This is a genomic window from Microbacterium sp., assembly GCF_047972865.1.
Lineage (GTDB): Bacteria > Actinomycetota > Actinomycetes > Actinomycetales > Microbacteriaceae > Microbacterium.
The window spans coordinates 1-16,838 of record NZ_JBKEAY010000181.1 but is presented as its reverse complement, the minus strand read 5'-3'; the positions used below and the strand labels follow the sequence as shown (position 1 = coordinate 16,838).

Annotated in this window: 15 protein-coding genes; 7 read left to right on the top strand and 8 right to left on the bottom strand. The window is 71.9% G+C overall.

Translation table 11 applies throughout. The annotated features are described in order from the left end of the window. Window positions 1-1,297: thymidine phosphorylase (locus ACK5KK_RS10825; protein ID WP_416890094.1), on the top strand; the 1,297-nt coding region annotated here is incomplete at its 5' end. Between the two features lie 35 nt (window positions 1,298-1,332). Continuing rightward, window positions 1,333-2,448, top strand: a complete 1,116-nt coding sequence (locus tag ACK5KK_RS10820; protein ID WP_416890093.1) for an adenosine deaminase — start codon at window positions 1,333-1,335, stop codon at window positions 2,446-2,448. Between the two features lie 47 nt (window positions 2,449-2,495). On the opposite strand, the gene ACK5KK_RS10815 is transcribed toward ACK5KK_RS10820, so the two are convergent. The 5 genes from ACK5KK_RS10815 to ACK5KK_RS10795 form a co-directional block, all read right to left on the bottom strand. Beyond that, complete coding sequence (locus tag ACK5KK_RS10815; protein WP_416890092.1) at window positions 2,496-3,647, bottom strand: mannitol-1-phosphate 5-dehydrogenase; 1,152 nt, start codon at window positions 3,645-3,647, stop codon at window positions 2,496-2,498. Then, window positions 3,644-4,084 (bottom strand): PTS sugar transporter subunit IIA, encoded by a 441-nt coding sequence (locus ACK5KK_RS10810; RefSeq protein ID WP_416890091.1) that lies wholly within the window; start codon window positions 4,082-4,084, stop codon window positions 3,644-3,646. The genes ACK5KK_RS10815 and ACK5KK_RS10810 overlap by 4 nt, the downstream gene beginning before the upstream one ends. A gap of 145 nt (window positions 4,085-4,229) precedes the next feature. After that, entirely contained in the window at window positions 4,230-5,882 is a 1,653-nt protein-coding gene (ptsP, locus tag ACK5KK_RS10805) for a phosphoenolpyruvate--protein phosphotransferase (protein WP_416890090.1), read from the bottom strand. 20 nt (window positions 5,883-5,902) lie between these two features. After that, entirely contained in the window at window positions 5,903-6,175 is a 273-nt protein-coding gene (locus ACK5KK_RS10800; RefSeq protein WP_416890089.1) for an HPr family phosphocarrier protein, read from the bottom strand. Next, complete coding sequence (locus tag ACK5KK_RS10795) at window positions 6,172-6,504, bottom strand: PTS sugar transporter subunit IIB (RefSeq protein ID WP_416890088.1); 333 nt, start codon at window positions 6,502-6,504, stop codon at window positions 6,172-6,174. The genes ACK5KK_RS10800 and ACK5KK_RS10795 overlap by 4 nt, the downstream gene beginning before the upstream one ends. 107 nt (window positions 6,505-6,611) lie before the next feature. Between ACK5KK_RS10795 and ACK5KK_RS10790 the strand changes: the two genes are divergently transcribed. Next, window positions 6,612-8,522: a BglG family transcription antiterminator gene (locus tag ACK5KK_RS10790; protein WP_416890087.1), complete on the top strand. Its 1,911-nt coding sequence runs from the start codon at window positions 6,612-6,614 to the stop codon at window positions 8,520-8,522. Between the two features lie 72 nt (window positions 8,523-8,594). Here ACK5KK_RS10790 and ACK5KK_RS10785 read toward each other — a convergent pair whose 3' ends face one another. The 3 genes from ACK5KK_RS10785 to ACK5KK_RS10775 form a co-directional block, all read right to left on the bottom strand. Continuing rightward, window positions 8,595-8,798, bottom strand: a complete 204-nt coding sequence (locus ACK5KK_RS10785) for a cold-shock protein (RefSeq protein ID WP_416890086.1) — start codon at window positions 8,796-8,798, stop codon at window positions 8,595-8,597. A 256-nt stretch (window positions 8,799-9,054) separates the two neighbouring features. Continuing rightward, window positions 9,055-10,713: a phospho-sugar mutase gene (locus ACK5KK_RS10780; protein WP_416890085.1), complete on the bottom strand. Its 1,659-nt coding sequence runs from the start codon at window positions 10,711-10,713 to the stop codon at window positions 9,055-9,057. Next, a complete protein-coding gene (locus tag ACK5KK_RS10775) occupies window positions 10,710-11,543 on the bottom strand; it encodes a purine-nucleoside phosphorylase (RefSeq protein WP_416890084.1) in 834 nt (277 codons plus the stop codon). The genes ACK5KK_RS10780 and ACK5KK_RS10775 overlap by 4 nt, the downstream gene beginning before the upstream one ends. Window positions 11,544-11,678: 135 nt before the next feature. On the opposite strand from ACK5KK_RS10775, the gene ACK5KK_RS10770 reads away from it, so the two are divergent. The 4 genes from ACK5KK_RS10770 (at window position 11,679) to ACK5KK_RS10755 (ending at window position 16,715) form a co-directional block, all read left to right on the top strand. Continuing rightward, window positions 11,679-13,124: an NAD(P)H-quinone dehydrogenase gene (locus ACK5KK_RS10770; RefSeq protein ID WP_416890083.1), complete on the top strand. Its 1,446-nt coding sequence runs from the start codon at window positions 11,679-11,681 to the stop codon at window positions 13,122-13,124. 146 nt (window positions 13,125-13,270) lie between these two features. Next, complete coding sequence (locus ACK5KK_RS10765; protein WP_416890082.1) at window positions 13,271-14,410, top strand: Gfo/Idh/MocA family protein; 1,140 nt, start codon at window positions 13,271-13,273, stop codon at window positions 14,408-14,410. Continuing rightward, window positions 14,407-15,303 (top strand): sugar phosphate isomerase/epimerase family protein, encoded by an 897-nt coding sequence (locus ACK5KK_RS10760; RefSeq protein WP_416890081.1) that lies wholly within the window; start codon window positions 14,407-14,409, stop codon window positions 15,301-15,303. The genes ACK5KK_RS10765 and ACK5KK_RS10760 overlap by 4 nt, the downstream gene beginning before the upstream one ends. 56 nt (window positions 15,304-15,359) lie before the next feature. Then, the gene (locus ACK5KK_RS10755; protein WP_416890080.1) at window positions 15,360-16,715 is read left to right on the top strand and encodes an ABC transporter substrate-binding protein; all 1,356 of its coding nucleotides are present in this window, start codon (window positions 15,360-15,362) and stop codon (window positions 16,713-16,715) included. Window positions 16,716-16,838: the final 123 nt, after the last annotated feature.

Below are 16,838 nucleotides of genomic sequence, written 5' to 3'. Positions count from 1 at the left end.
CTTCGACGCCGTCGACGTCATCCGCACCAAACGCGACGGTGGCGTTGTGGCCGACGACGCCCTGCGGTGGATGATCGACGCGTACGCGCGTGAGTACGTCGCCGACTCCCAGATGGCGGCGTTCGCGATGGCCGTGCTGCTGCGCGGCATGAGCCGCGACGAGATCCGGGTGATGACCGACGCCATGATCGCCTCGGGGGAGCGGATGAGCTTCGCCGGTCTGGGCAAACCGACCGTCGACAAGCACTCCACGGGCGGAGTCGGCGACAAGATCACGCTGCCGCTGGCGCCGCTGGTTGCCTCGTTCGGTGTCGCCGTGCCGCAGCTGTCGGGACGGGGGCTCGGGCACACCGGCGGCACGCTCGACAAGCTCGAGTCCATCCCCGGGTGGCGGGCGGCGCTGAGCAACGACGAGATGATGGCGCAGTTGCGGGACATGGGCGCCGTCATCTGCGCGGCCGGGTCGGGGCTGGCCCCGGCCGACAAGCGCCTGTACGCGTTGCGCGACGTCACCGGGACCGTGGAGGCGATCCCGCTGATCGCCTCCAGCATCATGTCCAAGAAGATCGCGGAGGGAACCGACGCGCTGGTGCTCGACGTGAAGTTCGGCTCGGGCGCGTTCATGACCTCCCTCGACGCCGCGCGCGAGCTGGCGCGGACCATGGTCGAGCTCGGTACCGACTCCGGGGTCGCGACGACGGCCCTGCTCACCGACATGAACACGCCGCTCGGCCGCGCGATCGGGAACGCGAACGAGGTGCGCGAATCGGTCGAGGTGCTCGCCGGTGGCGGGCCGGCCGACGTCGTCGAACTGACCGTCGCGCTGGCGCGTGAGATGCTCACGCTGGCCGGACGCCCCGACGCCGACGTGGCGGCCGCACTGGGGGACGGGCGCGCGATGGACGCGTGGCGCGCCATGATCCGCGCGCAGGGCGGCGACCCCGCCGCGCCGCTGCCGACACCGCGCGAAACCCACACCGTCGTCGCCGACCGCGGCGGTGTGCTCACCCGCCTCGACGCGCTCCCATTCGGCATCGCGGCGTGGCGGCTCGGCGCGGGCCGGGCGCGGGCGCAGGACGCCGTCGTGCACGCCGCGGGCATCGACCTCCACGTCACGGCCGGGGAAGCCGTGTCGGCCGGCCAGCCCCTGTTCACGCTGCTCGCCGACGACGCCGGGCGGTTCGCCCGGGCGCTGGACGCGCTCGACGGGGCCTGGGAGGTCCGCGCGGCCGACGCCGCGGCCGGTGCGACGGGCGTGGCATCCGTCTCCCGCGTCCGGGAGCGGCTCACCGCCTGATCCGCACCCATCGCCCCCGACCCACGAGGAACATCATGACCATCGACGCCCGAGGCGACCGCAACGTGCAGGGCGTCTCGCTCCGCTCGCTCCCGAAGGTCTCGCTCCACGATCACCTCGACGGAGCGGTGCGGCCGGAGACGATCCTCGACCTCGCCGACCGGATCGGGCTCGAGGTGCCCACCGGTGATGCCGACGAGCTCGAGGGCTGGCTCGCGCAGCGCAGCGACTCGGGCTCCCTCGTCGAATACCTGAAGACGTTCGAGCTGACCACCGCCGTCATGCAGACCGCCGACGGCCTGCGCCGGGTGGCCCGGGAGTTCGTCGAAGACCTCGCCGCCGACGGCGTCGTCTATGGTGAGGTACGCTGGGCGCCCGAACAGCACCTGAGCGCTGGGCTGTCGCTCGAAGACGCCGTCGTTGCCGTGCAGCAGGGCATCGAAGAGGCCGAGGATGCGATCGACGCCGACGGCGGCGACATCCGGGTGGGGCAGCTGCTGAGCGCGATGCGGCACACCGACCGGGCGCTGGAGATTGCCCGGCTGGCGGTGGCGTTCCGGGGGCGCGGCGTGGTCGGCTTCGATCTTGCCGGGCCCGAGGACGGTTACCCTGCATCGGGCCACCGTGCCGCGTTCGACTATCTCGCCGCCGAGTTCTTCCCCGTCACGGTGCACGCGGGGGAGGCGGCCGGCCTCGATTCGATCCGGTCCGCACTGATCGACGGGCGGGCGCTGCGCCTCGGGCACGGCGTGCGTCTCGCGCACGACCTGGATGTCGTGGGCCGATCCGGCGACGAGGTGCGGGTCACCTTCGGCGACCTGGCCCGCTGGGTGCGCGACCGGGAGGTCCCCCTGGAACTGTCGCCGTCGTCGAACCTGCAGACCGGCGCGATCGCCGCGTGGGGGGAGGCGATCACCGACCACCCGTTCGATCTGCTGTACCAGCTCGGCTTCTCCGTGACGGTCAACGTGGACAACCGCACGATGAGCCGCACCTCGCTCACCCGCGAGCTGGCGTTGCTGGTCGACGCGTTCGAGTACACGCTGGACGACCTCGAGGCGTTCCAGTTCAACGCCGCGGCCGGGGCGTTCCTGTCCGTCGAGGACCGCGAAGAACTGATCGAGATCATCTCCGACGGTTTCCGACGCTGAGCGCGGGCGGCTCGGGCGGACACGCGACCCGGTGCGCCGGGCGCGCGTCACCCGAGCGCCGACTGCCGCGCCGCGACCACCTCGGTGATGCGATCGAACAGGGGATGGGCCGGCTCCAGCCCCGTGACGGATGCCGTGAACGTCGCGGCATCCTCGTCGCGCAGCCGGCGCTGCAGTTCGGCGGACTGTTCGTCGGCGGGGTGATCGAACTCCAGCGCCGCCGCGATCGCCGCGACCAGGGCGTCGACGGGCAGGCCTCGCTCGGCAGCTTCGGCTGCGGGCCCGATGAAGCGCTCGTGCCGGGACAGCTTTCGCAGCGGCTGGCGGCCCACGCGCCCGACGGTGTCGGGCAGAGCGGGATTGGCGAACCGGCGCAGGATTGTGGCGCGGTAGGCGGCGAGCTCGTCGGCATCGAGCCCGTGCACCGCCGCCAGGAGCGCCGAGGTCTCCTCCAGCGCCGCCGCCACACCCGCCGCGATCGCCGGGTCGACCAGGGCGTCCGAAATCTTCTCGATGCCGGCCCGCGCACCCAGGTAGGCCGTCGCGGCGTGACCGGTGTTCACGGTGAACAGCTTGCGCTCGATGTACGGCGCGAGGTCGTCGACGAAGTGCGCCCCCGGGATGGTCGGCGGGTGGTCGCCGAACGGCCGACGCTCGATCGCCCACTCGAAGAACGGTTCCACGGTGACGTCGACGCCGGCGCCCGCCGGCTGGGCAGGCACGATGCGGTCGACGGCGGTGTTGGCGAACACCGCGCGGCCGGCGAGGTCCGGCCACTGACCGGCGACGGAGCGGACGATGTGTTCCCGCAGTTGGTCGGTCGCCCCGATCGCGTTCTCACACGCCATGACCTGAAGCGGCGCCGCATCCGCCGGCCGCAGACGCAGCCCGGCGAGGATGTGGGGGGCGACCAGGCGCAGCACCGTGGGGCCGACGGCCGTCGTGACCACGTCGGCGCCGGCGACCGCGGCGGCGACCGCGTCGGGGTCGGTGGCACTGTTGATCGCGGAGAACCCGGTGACCGCGCGGTCCTCGCCGCCCTCGCCCACCTCGTGCACGACGTACGAGGATGCCGCGTCGATCGCCGCCACGAGCGGGGCGGCGACGTCGGAGAAGACCAGCTCGTACCCGCCCTCGTGCAGCATCAGCCCGACGAACCCGCGTCCGATGTTGCCGGCGCCGAAGTGGACGGCTTTCACGACGCGTTCACCGCCGGCAGGAGCGCGAACAGCTCCTCCGGGGTGTCGGCGCCCTTGAGCCGTGTGACCTCGTCCTCGTCGGAGAAGATCAGCGCGATCTGCGACAGGATGTCGAGGTGTTCGTCGCCCTTGCCCGCGATACCGACCACGAACGTGACCGGGTTGCCCTCCCAGTCCACCCCGCCGTCGTAGCGGACGAAGGACAGTGCCGAGTCGAGGATCGTGTCCTTGGTCTCGTTGGTGCCGTGCGGGATCGCCAGCTCGTTGCCCATGTAGGTCGAGACGGTGGCCTCCCGTTGCTGCATCGCATCGAAGTACCCCGCCGTGACCGCTCCGGCGGCCTGCAGGATGTCGGCGGCTTCGCGCATCGCCTCTTCTCGGGCGGCCGAACCGGAGTGGATGCGGACCTGCCCGACGTTCAGAACGCTGCCTGCCATGTGTGGTCCTTTCTTGGTGGAACTGTTCGCACGACCGCGCCGCCGTAGGCCCCGCGGTTGTCCAGGTGACGCCTGAGCGCCGCGATGCTGGTCGACCACCATCTTCGCGACCTCGTCGTGATTCGGCGAATCGTTGCGGGCGGTCTTACCGGGCCGCTGCCTGCGCCGCAGCTCGAGCGGATGCCGCATCGTCTGCGGCGAGGGCGGCCTCGGCGATACGGCGGGCGTCGTCGAGGGAGTGGGCGAGCAGGGTGGCCCGCACGTCGGCGAGTGCCGTGGGCGCCATCGACAGGCTGGTGGCGCCGAGCCCGACGAGCACGACGGCCAGCAACGGGTCGGCGGCCGCCTCCCCGCAGATACCGACCGGCTTGCCGTGCGCGGCGCCGCCGTCAGCGGTGGCCTTCACGAGCTTCAGCACCGCGGGGTGCCACGGGTCCTGGAACGAGGCGACCGAGCCGAGCAGCCGGTCGGCGGCCATCGTGTACTGGGTCAGGTCGTTCGTGCCGATCGAGGCGAAGTCGGCGATGGCGAGCACGCGGTCGGCCATCAGCGCCGACGAGGGCACCTCGACCATGACGCCTGCGGTCTTGATGCCGTACTCGCGAGCGAGCGAGACGAAGTAGGCGGTCTCTTCCACGTTCGACACCATCGGCGCCATGACCCACAGGTCGGCCTCGGCGGCGGCATCCGCTTCGGCGAGCGCGGTCAGCTGCTCGCGCAGGATGTCCTCGCTGGCCCGCAGCGCGCGAAGGCCTCGCAAACCCAGTGCAGGGTTCTCCTCGTGCGCGTCGTTGAGGAACGCGAGCGGCTTGTCGGCTCCGGCGTCGAGGGCCCGCACCACCACCTTCTTGCCGGGAAACGCCTGCAGCAGCTCGGTGTAGGCGGTGCGCTGCTCGGCGACGGTCGGCGCCTGGTTCGAGGAGAGGAAGAGGAACTCGGTCCGGAACAAGCCCACGCCCTCGGCGCCGAGTGCGACGGCCTCGGCCGCGCCGCCCGGCTTGCCCAGGTTGGCCAGCAGCGGCACCGCGGTACCGTCGGCGAGCGCCCCCGGGGTGAGCGGAGCGGATGCCGATGCCTTGCGTTCGTCGGCCCGCCGGGTCGCCTGCTCGAGCTGCTCGGCCGTGGGAGCGGTCGTGACCGCGCCCTGTGCGGCATCCACGATCACGGTCTCGCCGTCGGCCAGCCCGGCCGCCTCGGCGACGCCGACGACGGCCACGATCAACTTCTCGCGGGCCAGGATCGCGGTGTGCGAGGTCGGTCCGCCCTCACTGGTGACCAGGGCGAGCACCTTGTCGAGGTCGAGGAGGGCGGTGTCGGCGGGGGCGAGGTCGGTGGCGACCAGCACGAACGGGTGGCCCGGGTCGGGTACCCCCGGGGCGGGCAGGCCGCGCAGCCGTGCGATCACGCGCTGGGCGATGTCGTCGAGGTCGGCGGCGCGCTCGCCGAGGTAGCCGCCCATCGCCGAGAGGGTGTCGCGGAAGCTCGCGAACGCGGCGAACACCGCGTACTCACCGGTCTTGCCGGCGGTCACGCGGCCCGACACCTCCTGCGCCAGGGTCGGGTCCTCGGCCATCATGGCCTGCGCTTCCAGCACGTCGCGGGCGGCGCCGCCGGCCTGTGCGCCGCGCGCCTCGAGCTCTCGTGCCACCGCGGCGACCGCTTCGCTGACGCGCGCGGTCTCCTCCTCCGGTGTCCGGGTGCTAGCGATGTCCTCCGGTGCGGGCAGGGGCTCTGCCATCCGTGCCACCGGGCCGTGGGCGACGCCCAATCCGATGCCGACTCCGCGGAGCTCACTCATGTTCTCGTTCCTCTCGTGGTTCACGCGTCGTGGTCGGTGGTCAGGTTCTCGGTGAGCGCGTCGATCACATCGGCGGCGCGGGCCGCGTCGGCGGTCAGCGTCACGTAGTCGCCGTGCTCGATGCCCAGCGCGATGACGCCCAGGATGCTCGAGGCGTCCACCGGGGCGCTGGCGCCTTTGCTGATCGTGACGGGGATGCCGGCATCCTTGACCGCCTGCACGAACAGCTTCGCGGGGCGGGCGTGCAGGCCGTGGGCAGAGCCCACCCGCACCGTTCGGGTCACCTGGGTCATATCGAGGTCCTCTCCGGGGGGTCGTCGTCGGCGAGGGCCGCCTCGACGAGAGCGAGCGTGCGGGTGCCGTCCAGATCGGCGAACACATCGGGGGGAAGGAGGATGATACGCGTCCGGCGCGGCGCGGCGCGGCGGCGCACATCGTCGAGTGAGGTCGCCAGGTGCGGCCCGAGCAGCACCACATCGGCGCTGTCGAGGTCGACCTCCAGAGACGGCGCGGTGCCGGCGGTCGCCGTCAGCTCGCGTCCCCGCGCGGATGCCGCGCGGCGCAGCCGCTGTGCGACGAAGGTGCTTGACGCACCCGCTCCGCACACCACCAGGATCCTCATCGATCGCCCTCCTGTCAGCCATTGTCGTGACCGGAGCCCCCGGCCGACAACCACACCTGTTTCCGCGGGTGCGGAAAGTCCTTTCCGCCGCGTGGTTGACTAAGCGCGTGAGTCGAACCCGGCAGGACCGCGTCGTTGCGCTCCTCACCCGAGACGGGGCGTGGTCGACGGCGGCCGAACTGGCCGACGCGGTGGGTGTCACTCCGCGCAGCATCCGCAGCTACGTCGCGGCGCTCAACGCGCGGGTGCCCGGCGGGGATGCGGTCGAATCGGGGCCGCAGGGCTACCGCGCCGGGGCGGGGGCCGCCGCCGCGCTGCGCACCGGCGACGACGCGACGCCGCGGGACCGGCTGCACCGGCTGATCCGCACCGTCGTGGGCAGTCCCGACGGCGTCGACGTGCACGAGGTCGCGGAGGCGTTCCACGTGAGCGAGTCCACCCTGGAGGCCGACCTCGGCCGCATCCGCGCGCTGATCGGGGGAACCGACCTCGCGCTGGAACGGGCGGGCTCGCGGGTGGTGCTGCGAGGCACCGAGCAGGCGCAGCGACGGCTGCTGAGCAGGCTGGCGCACGAGGAGACGCAGGACGGCGGGTTCGACATCGCGTCGTTGCGGCGGGCGCTGGGTTCGCAGGGGCCCGCCGTCGACGCGCTCGGCCCGTTCAAGACGGACCTGGTGTCGGGCCTCGGCGAGCTCGGCTACTTCGTCAACGAGTTCGGCATCGCCGATGTCATGACCCACGTCGCCATCACGGTCGACCGCGTCGCGGGCGGCCGTGCGCTCGCCGAACCGGGCAGCGCGCCGGCGGACGACTCGGCGCGCATCGGCGAACTGCTCGACACACTCGTCGACCGGCACTTCGCCGTCGCACTCGGTGGCGGTGACCGCGGCCACCTGGCCACGCTCGTGCACAGCCGTGTCGTCGCGCCGGGAGGCGCCGCCGACATCCGCCCCCGGCTGCACCCCGAGGTGGTCGAGGCGGTGCGGGAGGTCGTGGCCCGTGCCTCGGCGGAGTTCCTCGTCGACATCGACGACGACGAGTTCGTGCAGCGACTGGCGCTGCACGTGCAGCACCTGCGCCAGCGCGCGCAGCAGCAGGAGTGGTCACGCAACCCGCTGACGCGGTCGCTGAAGGCGACCTACCCGATGATCTTCGAAGTCGCGGTGTTCATCGCCGACGGGCTGCGGGACCTCCTCGGGATCCGGATCCTGGACGATGAGATCGCCTACATCGCGATGCACGTCGGCGGGCGGCTGGAGCGGGTCGGCCGGGCGACGCGGACGCTCACGGCGACCATCGTGTGCCCCGGCTACTACGAACTGCACGACCTGCTGCGCTCCAGCATCGACCGGTCGCTGGGGCAAGCGGTGGCGGTCGTCGGTGTGCAGACGCGGGTCGATCCGGACTGGGACGGCATCGACAGCGACCTCGTGCTGACCACGATCGACACGCCGCTGACCGGCGACCGGGTCGTGCGCATCCAGCCGTTTCTCACCGAGGTCGACGTCGACCGCATCCAGGTCGCGGCCGGGCGGGTCCGGCGGGGCCACCGGCTGGCGCGCCTTCGCGCCGAACTGGAGCGGTACTTCAGCCCCGACGCGTTCCTGTCCGGGCTCGATGCGACCGCGGGGGAGGAACAGGTCATCCGCCGACTGGGGGCGTTGCTCGTCGGCCAAGGGGTGATCGATGACGACTACGTCGAACGGACCCTGGAACGGGAGCGGCTCAGCTCCACGGCGTTCACCGACGCCCTCGCGGTGCCGCACGCCCTGGGCATGACGGCCTCACGCACGGCGATCGCGGTGGGCATCGCCGACGGCTCGATCCCGTGGGGTGAGGGGCGCGTGCAGGTGGTGGCGATGGTCGCCTTCTCCGAATCGGACCGCGCCGCGTTCCAGACCGTGTTCGAGCAGCTCGTCGAAGTGTTCAGCGAGCGCGAGAGCGTGCAGCGCATCGTGCGCAGCAGCACGTCCTTCACCGGATTCCTCGACGAACTGGTCGCCGTCGTCGACGGCTGACGGCGACCGAACCCCGCGGGGGATGCGTCGGCCCCGGTCGCGGTGACGCAGACCCGGGGCCGACGCGGATGCTCAGAGCGGGCGGATGTTGGCGGCCTGCATGCCCTTCGGGCCCTGCTCGGCGTCGAACTCCACCTGCTGGCCCTCCCGCAGCTCCTTGAAGCCGCTGCCGGCGATCGCGGAGTAGTGCGCGAACAGGTCGGCCGAACCGTCTTCGGGGGCGATGAACCCGTAGCCCTTCTCGGAGTTGAACCATTTCACGGTGCCAGTAGCCATCGTGTCTTTCCTTCTTCTGCTGGGGTCGTGTCAACGACCGGGGGTGCCGCGCCGACGTGTGCGGAGCGGACGAGGGAGGCGCGTGCGAGGCGGCGGGCGCCGCGACCTGACGCGGGAGTGGGAGCGTGAATACGAAACCGTTCAGTGAGACGGTCGGGCGTCAGGCGTTCTGCCGCTCCACGGTGAGGCGGCAGAGGGACGCGTGTGAACCCGAGTGGGCCTGGCCAGCCTATCACTTCGATCGCGGTCCGCCCGGTCAGGCCTGGGCCGCCACCAGCAGGACGCGCACGGCATCCTCGAGCCCGGCCAGTCGCGCCTCGGCGTCGGCGGCGCTCGCGCCGCGCACGTCGAGGTACGCCTTCAGTTTGGGTTCGGTGCCGCTGGGGCGCACGATCACCCGGGACCCGTCCGCCAGCCGCAGCCGCAGGACATCGCCGCGGGGGAAACCGTCCACCCCGTCGAGCAGATCGTCGATCTGCGCCACCGCCAGATCGCCGACGGCCGCCGGCGGCTCGGCGCGCAGGGCGGCCATGACGCCCGCGATCACCGAGACGTCGTCGACGCGCAGCGACACCTGGCCGCTGGCGAAGTGCCCGAACTCGTCGCGGAACTGCCGCACCAGGTCGGCGAGCGTACGCCCCTGTCCGCGGGCCTCGGCCGCCAGTCCCAGCACGGCGACCGCCGCCGAGATGCCGTCCTTGTCGCGTACCGTGCCGGGGTTGACCAGGTACCCCAGCGCCTCCTCGAACCCGTACACCAGGTCCGGGGTGCGCGCGATCCACTTGAACCCGGTGAGTGTGGCCGCGAACCCGAGGCCGTAGCGCTCGGCGATCGCCTCGAGGCCCGGCGAGGACACCAGCGAGCACGCGAGCGATCCGCCGCGGGCCGCCCGCGCCGCGCGCCACCCCAGGAGCAGCCCGACGTCGTTGCCGGTGAGCGAGCGCCAGCCGCCGGGGGCCGACGGGTCGGGGAGCGCGACGGCCAGACGATCGGCATCCGGGTCGTTGGCGAGCACGAACTCGGCGTCGACCGACCGCGCCGTCTCGAACGCGAGGTCCATCGCCCCCGGCTCCTCGGGGTTCGGGAACGCCACGGTGGGGAACCGGCCGTCCGGGGAGATCTGCGCGGTCACCACCATCGGCAGCGGGTACCCGGCCGTCTGCAGGATGCGGCGGAGGGTGTCGTACCCGACGCCGTGGAGGGCCGTGTAGACCCACGTCATCCCGTTCGCCTCGTCGGGGGCGGGCGCCACGATCGCGGTCGCGTCGATGTACGCGTCGACGACCGATTCGGGCGCCGTCTCGAACGCGTCCGATCGCGGCAGCGCGCCGATGTCGCCGGCATCGGCGACCCGCAGGATGTGCGCGGCGATCTCCGCGTCGGCGGGCGGCACGATCTGGGCGCCGGCATCGGTCCCGCCCAGGTACACCTTGTATCCGTTGTCGTCGGGCGGGTTGTGGGATGCCGTCACCATGACGCCCGCCGAGACGTCCAGGTGCCGCACCGCGAAGGCGAGCACCGGAGTGGGCAGCATCCGCGGCAGCAGCACGGCGCGAAGGCCCGCCCCGGCGAACAGCTCGGCGCTGTCGCGGGCGAACGTCTCCGAGCCGCGACGGCCGTCGTAGCCGATCACGACCGACGGGGTCCGCCCGCCGGAACGCTCGAGCAGGTAGGCGGCCAGGCCCGCGGCCCCCGGGGCGACGAGCACCCGGTTCATCCGGTTGCTGCCCGCGCCCAGCCGTCCGCGCAGCCCCGCGGTACCGAAGGCGAGGCGGGTGCCGAACCGGTCGTCCAGGCCGGCCGCCGCCGTCTGGTCACCCGACGCGGCGGCGTCGATCAGCGCCGCGAGCTCGTCGCGCGTGTCGGGATCGGGGTCCTGACGCAGCCAGGCCCGCGCGGCGTCGAGCGTGCTCACAATTCGCCGATCACGCGCGCGAGCAGATCCGAGATCACCGGCTCGGCGGCGCGGCCGGCATCGATGACCTCCTGGTGACTGAGCGGGGTGGACTGGATGCCGGCGGCCATGTTGGTGATCAGCGAGAACCCGAGCACCTCCATGTGCGCCTGCCGGGCCGCGATCGCCTCCAGCGCGGTGGACATCCCCACGATGTGCCCGCCGATCGTCTTGGCCATCCGCACCTCGGCGGGTGTCTCGTACTGGGGCCCGCGGAACTGGCAGTAGACGCCCTCGTCGAGGGTGGGGTCCACGCGCCGGGCGAGGTCGCGCAACCGCAGCGAGTACAGGTCGGTGAGGTCGATGAAGGTCGCACCCTCCAGCGGGGAGGCGCCGGTCAGGTTGATGTGGTCGCCGATCAGCACCGGCTGCCCGGGTGACCAGGTGGGTCTGATCCCACCGGCGCCGTTGGTGAGCACCATGGTGCGGGCACCGGTCGCCGCGGCGGTGCGCACACTGTGGACGACGTGACGCACCCCGTGGCCCTCGTAGAAGTGGGTGCGGGCGCCGATGACCAGCACGTGGCGGTCGCGCGCGGTGCGGATGCTGCGCAGCGACCCGACGTGTCCTTCCAGCGCCGGCGGACGGAAACCGGTGACGTCGGTCGCGGGAATCGTCGCGACCGTCTCGCCGATCAGCTCGGCGGCCCGGCCCCAGCCGCTGCCGAGCGTGAGGGCGATGTCGTGCTGATCGACGCCGCTCAGCCGGGCGATGTCCGTGGCGGCCTGCGCCGCGATGTCGAACGGGCTGGCGGCGGGGTCGTCGAGGGGGTGGGCGGTGGAGTCGGACATGTTCTTACTCTAGGAACACCGACCGGCGGGTGCCATATCGTGACGTGACTGCTGGCGGGGGTGCCGTCGGGGAGGCGCGACGCGCACACGGACTACTGCGGGGGCGGGCGGTCCGATGCTGCCAGAATGGGCGGCATGTCTTTGAGCTTCGAGCGCACCCAGAGCGTCGGCATCATCGGTGGCGGTCCCGGCGGCTACGAGGCGGCCTTGGCCGCCGCGCAGCTGGGGGCCGAGGTCACCCTGGTGGAGCGGGCAGGTGTGGGCGGTTCGGCGGTCATCACCGACGTCGTGCCCTCCAAGAGCCTGATCGCCACCGCCGACTCGGCGGTGGCCATCTCGGAGGCATCGGACCTCGGGGTGCAGTTGTTCGCGACATCCGACGTGGGGCGGCCGCTCGCGCCGCAGATCGCGATCAACCTGGCCGCCGTCAACCGGCGCCTGCTGTCGCTGGCCGGTCAGCAGTCCGACGACCTGCGGGGGCAGCTGGTCGACGCCGGCGTGCGCATCATCAGCGGTCACGGCCGGCTCGACGGCGAACGGGCCATCGTCGCCTCGACCGGCCCCGGCGGCACCGATTTCGACCGGATCGAGGCCGACACGATCGTCGTGGCGGTGGGGGCCTCGCCGCGCGAACTGCCGACGGCCCGGCCGGACGGCGAGCGCATCCTCACGTGGACGCAGCTGTACGACATGAAGGCACTGCCGGACCACCTCATCGTGGTCGGCTCCGGCGTGACCGGCGCGGAGTTCGCGTCCGCGTACATGAACCTCGGTGCGCAGGTCACGCTCATCTCCAGCCGCGAGCGGGTCCTGCCGGGGGAGGACCGCGACGCCGCCGCCGTCATCGAGAAGGTCTTCACCCGCGGCGGGATGACGGTGCTGTCGACCTCGCGCGCCGACTCGGTCGTGCGCGACGGCGACGGCGTGCTGGTCACGCTGTCCGACGGGCGCACCGTGAGCGGGAGCCACTGCCTGCTGGCGGTCGGCTCGATCCCCAACACCAAGGACCTGGGGCTGGAGGATGCCGGGGTGCAGCTGACCGACTCCGGCCACATCCAGGTGAACCGGGTGGCGCGCACGTCGGTGCCGAACATCTACGCCGCCGGTGATTGCACGACGTTCGTACCACTCGCATCGGTCGCGTCCATGCAGGGGCGCACCGCCGTCTTCCACGCGCTCGGCGACACCGTCATCCCGCTGGAACAGCGCCGCATCGCGGCGAACATCTTCACGGCCCCCGAGATCGCCACGGTCGGCCACTCCGAGCAGGACCTCGAGGACGGCACCGTGCGCGGGTTCGTGCACAAGCTGCCGCTGTCGGCGAACGCGCGGGCGAAGATGATGGGCGTGCGCGACGGTTTCGTGAAGATCATCGCGAGTGAGGGCTCTGGCACCGTCATCGGCGGCGTGATCGTCGCGCCGAAGGCGTCGGAGCTGATCTACCCGATCGCCATCGCGGTGGAGCGCAGGCTCACCGTCGACCAGCTCTCCCGCGTGTTCGCGGTGTTCCCGTCGCTGACGGCGAGCATCACCGACGTGGCCCGGGCGATGCACATCGTCGGCTCCGACGACGAGTCCTGACACACCCTCCCTTCCCGCTCCGCAGTCGCCGCGCGTGGCTGCGGAGCGGTGTGTGTGAGGGGACCGTGTGGGGAATCTGGTACTAAAACTGGACTAACTGGTCTATTTCGTGCCATGCTGAACGTATCCCCACCGAAGGAGCCTGCATGCCCACGCAGTCTGCCGCCCCGATTCGCATCGCCGTCATCGGTGCCGGCGCGATCTCGCAGTCCGTGCACCTGACGACCCTGCGTCGTGCCGGGTTCGACCTGCGCGTGGTCTGCGACCTGTCGCCGTCCCGCGCCGACGAGGTCGCCCGGGCGTACGGCGCACGGGCCACCGCGAACCCTGCCGCGGCGATCGGCGCCGACGACGTCGACGCGGTGCTCATCGCGACCCCCGGAACGCACGCCGTTCTGGCGGGTGAGGCACTGCGCGCGGGCAAGCACGTGCTCGCCGAGAAACCGCTCGCCTTCACGGTCCGCGAGGTCGACGAGCTGGTGGCCCTGGCCGGCGCCGCGGGGCTCATCGCCCAGGTCGGCTACATGAAGATGTTCGACCCGCTCACCGAGGTCGCCACCGGCGAGCTCGCCGAGCTCCACGGCATCCGCCTCGTGCGCGTCACCGTCGCCCACCCGGCCGACGACCCGCAGGTGGCCCATCTGAGACTGGGCGAACCGCCCGCCGACGCCGACCCGGCCGCGATCGCGCAGGCGGTCGCGGCAGACCTCGACCGCGCCCGCGAAGCGCTGCCCGGCGCGGACGACGACGTTCTGCGCTACTACGCCAACGTGCTTCACGGCTCGGTGATCCACGAGCTCAGTCTCCTGCGCGCCCTCGGCATCACCCTTCCCCTGCGCTGGGACGCGCACGCGGTCACCCCCCTTGCCGGCCCGGAGCCGGCAAGTCTGCGCGCCAGCGCCTCGCACGACGGTACCGAGTACCTGCTGAGCTGGAACTGGCTGCCCGAGTACCCCGAGTACGACGAAGAACTCGCCGTGCTCGGGTCGAACGGACGGCTCGAGTATCACCTCGCCAAGCCGTACCTGCTCGAGGAGCGCAGCAGGCTGATCAGCCGCCGCCACGAGGGCGACCTGCGCAAGGACACCACCTACACGGCGGGGCACGACACCGGTTTCCTCCGTCAGCTCGACGCGTTCGCGACCGCGATCCGCATCGGACAGGACAACCGGGCGGCGTTCGCCGGAGCCCGCCACGACATCGCCTCGCTCCAGGAGATCGCCGCCGCTCTCGCGGCCGCTGCCGGCGTGACCGTGCGCCCCGAGCACCGCGGACCGCGCCGATGAGGTTCGCGAACGCACCGGTGTCGTACGGGGTGTTCGGCGACCTCACCGTCGACGGCGCGACCACGACCGACGCACTGCTGCAGGCCATGTCCGCGGCCGGGTACGACGGCAGCGAGTTGGGCCCGCCCGGGTTCTTCGGCAGCCCCGCGGCAGCGGCCGCCTCGTTCCGCGCGGCGGGCCTCGGCGCCGCCGGAGCCTACGTTCCGCTGCACACGCAGGGAGACCCGAAGACTCTGGAGCGCGACCTGGCGCGCATGGAGACCACGCTGAGCGAACTGGCCGCCGTCGACGGCTCGGGCCTGGTGATCCTCGCCGACGAGGGGGACGAGGCGCTGCTGCGCGCGCCCCGCAAGGACCCGGTGCTCTCGCTCGACGCCGACGGCTGGGACCGCTTGGTGCGCGTCGTCGACGCTGCCGCGGCACGGGCGCGGGACCGCGGACTGCAGGTGTCCTTCCACCCGCACATCGCCACGTACGTGGAACTTCCCGACGAGATCGAACGCCTGCTAGAGACCATCGATGTCGCGCTGACGTACGACGTCGGTCACGTCGTGCTCGCCGGCGGTGACGCCGTCGGGGACTTCCTGGCCTGGCGCGAACGGATCAACCACATCCACGTCAAGGATGTCCGCCGCGACGAGCTGGAAGCGGCACGCGCCGACGGGCGCGCCGATTTCGACACCTGGTGGGCGCGGGTATGCACGCCGCTGGGTGCCGGCGACGCCGACCTGTCCGCCTTCGCCACGGCCGTGCGCGACAGCGGCTACGACGCCTGGGTCGTCGTCGAGCAGGACCGTGCACCGCTGACCGCCGACAGCGTGCCGGCCGTGTTCGCCGATCAGGCCGCGAACCTCGCCTGGGTGCACACGGCCTTCGCCCCGCCCCCCGACTGACTCACCACCGATCCCCATTCGTCTCCGATCCCGAGGGACACACCGAAAGGAAACACATGACCATTCAACGCAGAATGTCGCAGACCGCCGCAGCCGCCGTCGGCGTGACGGCGATCCTCGCCGTCACCGGCTGCACCGCGCCGGGAAGTGACAGCAGCGCCACCCCGGTGGCGGTCACCGACGAGATCACCGCGCCGGTCACCGCCGAGCAGGTCGCCGAGCTCGGTGACATCACCCTGAGCGTGTGGGCCGACCAGGGCGAACAGGACTTCATGGAGGTGTTCGTCCCCACCTACGAGGACATGTACCCGAACGTCACCGTCGACATCCAGTACAAGAGTTACAACGACCTCGTCGCGACGGTCATCAACGCGATGAACTCCGCCGACGCCCCCGACGTCACGCAGGGGAACCAGGGCTGGGCCACCGACGGCGCGCTGGTCAAGGCGGGCCTCATCCGCCCGCTCGACGACGCGGCGGCCGCGTACGGCTACGAGGCCGCCGCCGGCGACGCGATCTCTCAGCTGATGTGGTCCGACGACGGATCGCAGTTCGGCTCGGGCACGATCTTCGGCATGTCGCCGGACAACCAGATGGTCGGCATCTTCTACAACAAGTCCCGGCTCGACGCGCTGGGGCTCGAGGTGCCGCGCACCCTGAGCGACCTCGAAGCCGCACTGAAGACCGCCCACGACGCCGGTGACACACCGCTCGTGCTCGGCAACTCCGACAAGGCGTCGGCGATGCAGACCCTGTCGATCCTGCAGGGCGCGCTGACCGACCCCGCCCAGACCCGCGGGTGGATCCTGGGCGAGGCGGGCTCGGACATCACGGTCGCCTCCAACGTCGAGGCGGTCGACACCCTCGCCCGCTGGGTCGCCGAAGGGTACGTCTCGCCGGGCTACGACGGCACCAGCCCCGACGACGCCGCGGCGGCGTTCGCCGCGGGCGACGGCGTCTTCTTCATCGGCGGCAACTGGTACGCCGGAACCATCTCCGATGGGGAGACATTCGGCTTCTCCTCGGGCCTGGATGACGGCGGCAACGCCTCGAGCGGCTCGTTCGGTCTGAACTGGCACGTGGGCGCGAAGTCGGATGCCACGATGGCCGGACTCGCCTTCGTGGGCCTGATCAACGCCGCCGAGACGGCCCCCATGCTTGCGAGCGTCAACCGCGTCCCGATCCACCCGGTCTCGGCGGGCGAGCCCGGCACGATCTTCCCCGACCTGCTCACCGCCTCCGAGGAGCAGCTGTCCGGCGATGGCGCGCTGTACTGGTACGACTGGGCCACCGACACCATGTTCGACACCTTCACGAGCGGACTGCAGCAGGTGCTCGCGGGCCGGCAGAGCTCGGCGGACATGCTCGCGGCCGTGCAGGCCGACTGGGACACGTTCCAGGCCGACCGGTGACCGGACGGTGCGGCGGATGCCCGGCATCCGCCGCACCGGGCCGCGACCGAACGCATCGTTCATGAGCACCCTCACTCTTCCCGGCGCGCGCGCAGAGTCGCCCGCGCGCCGCAGACACCGGCG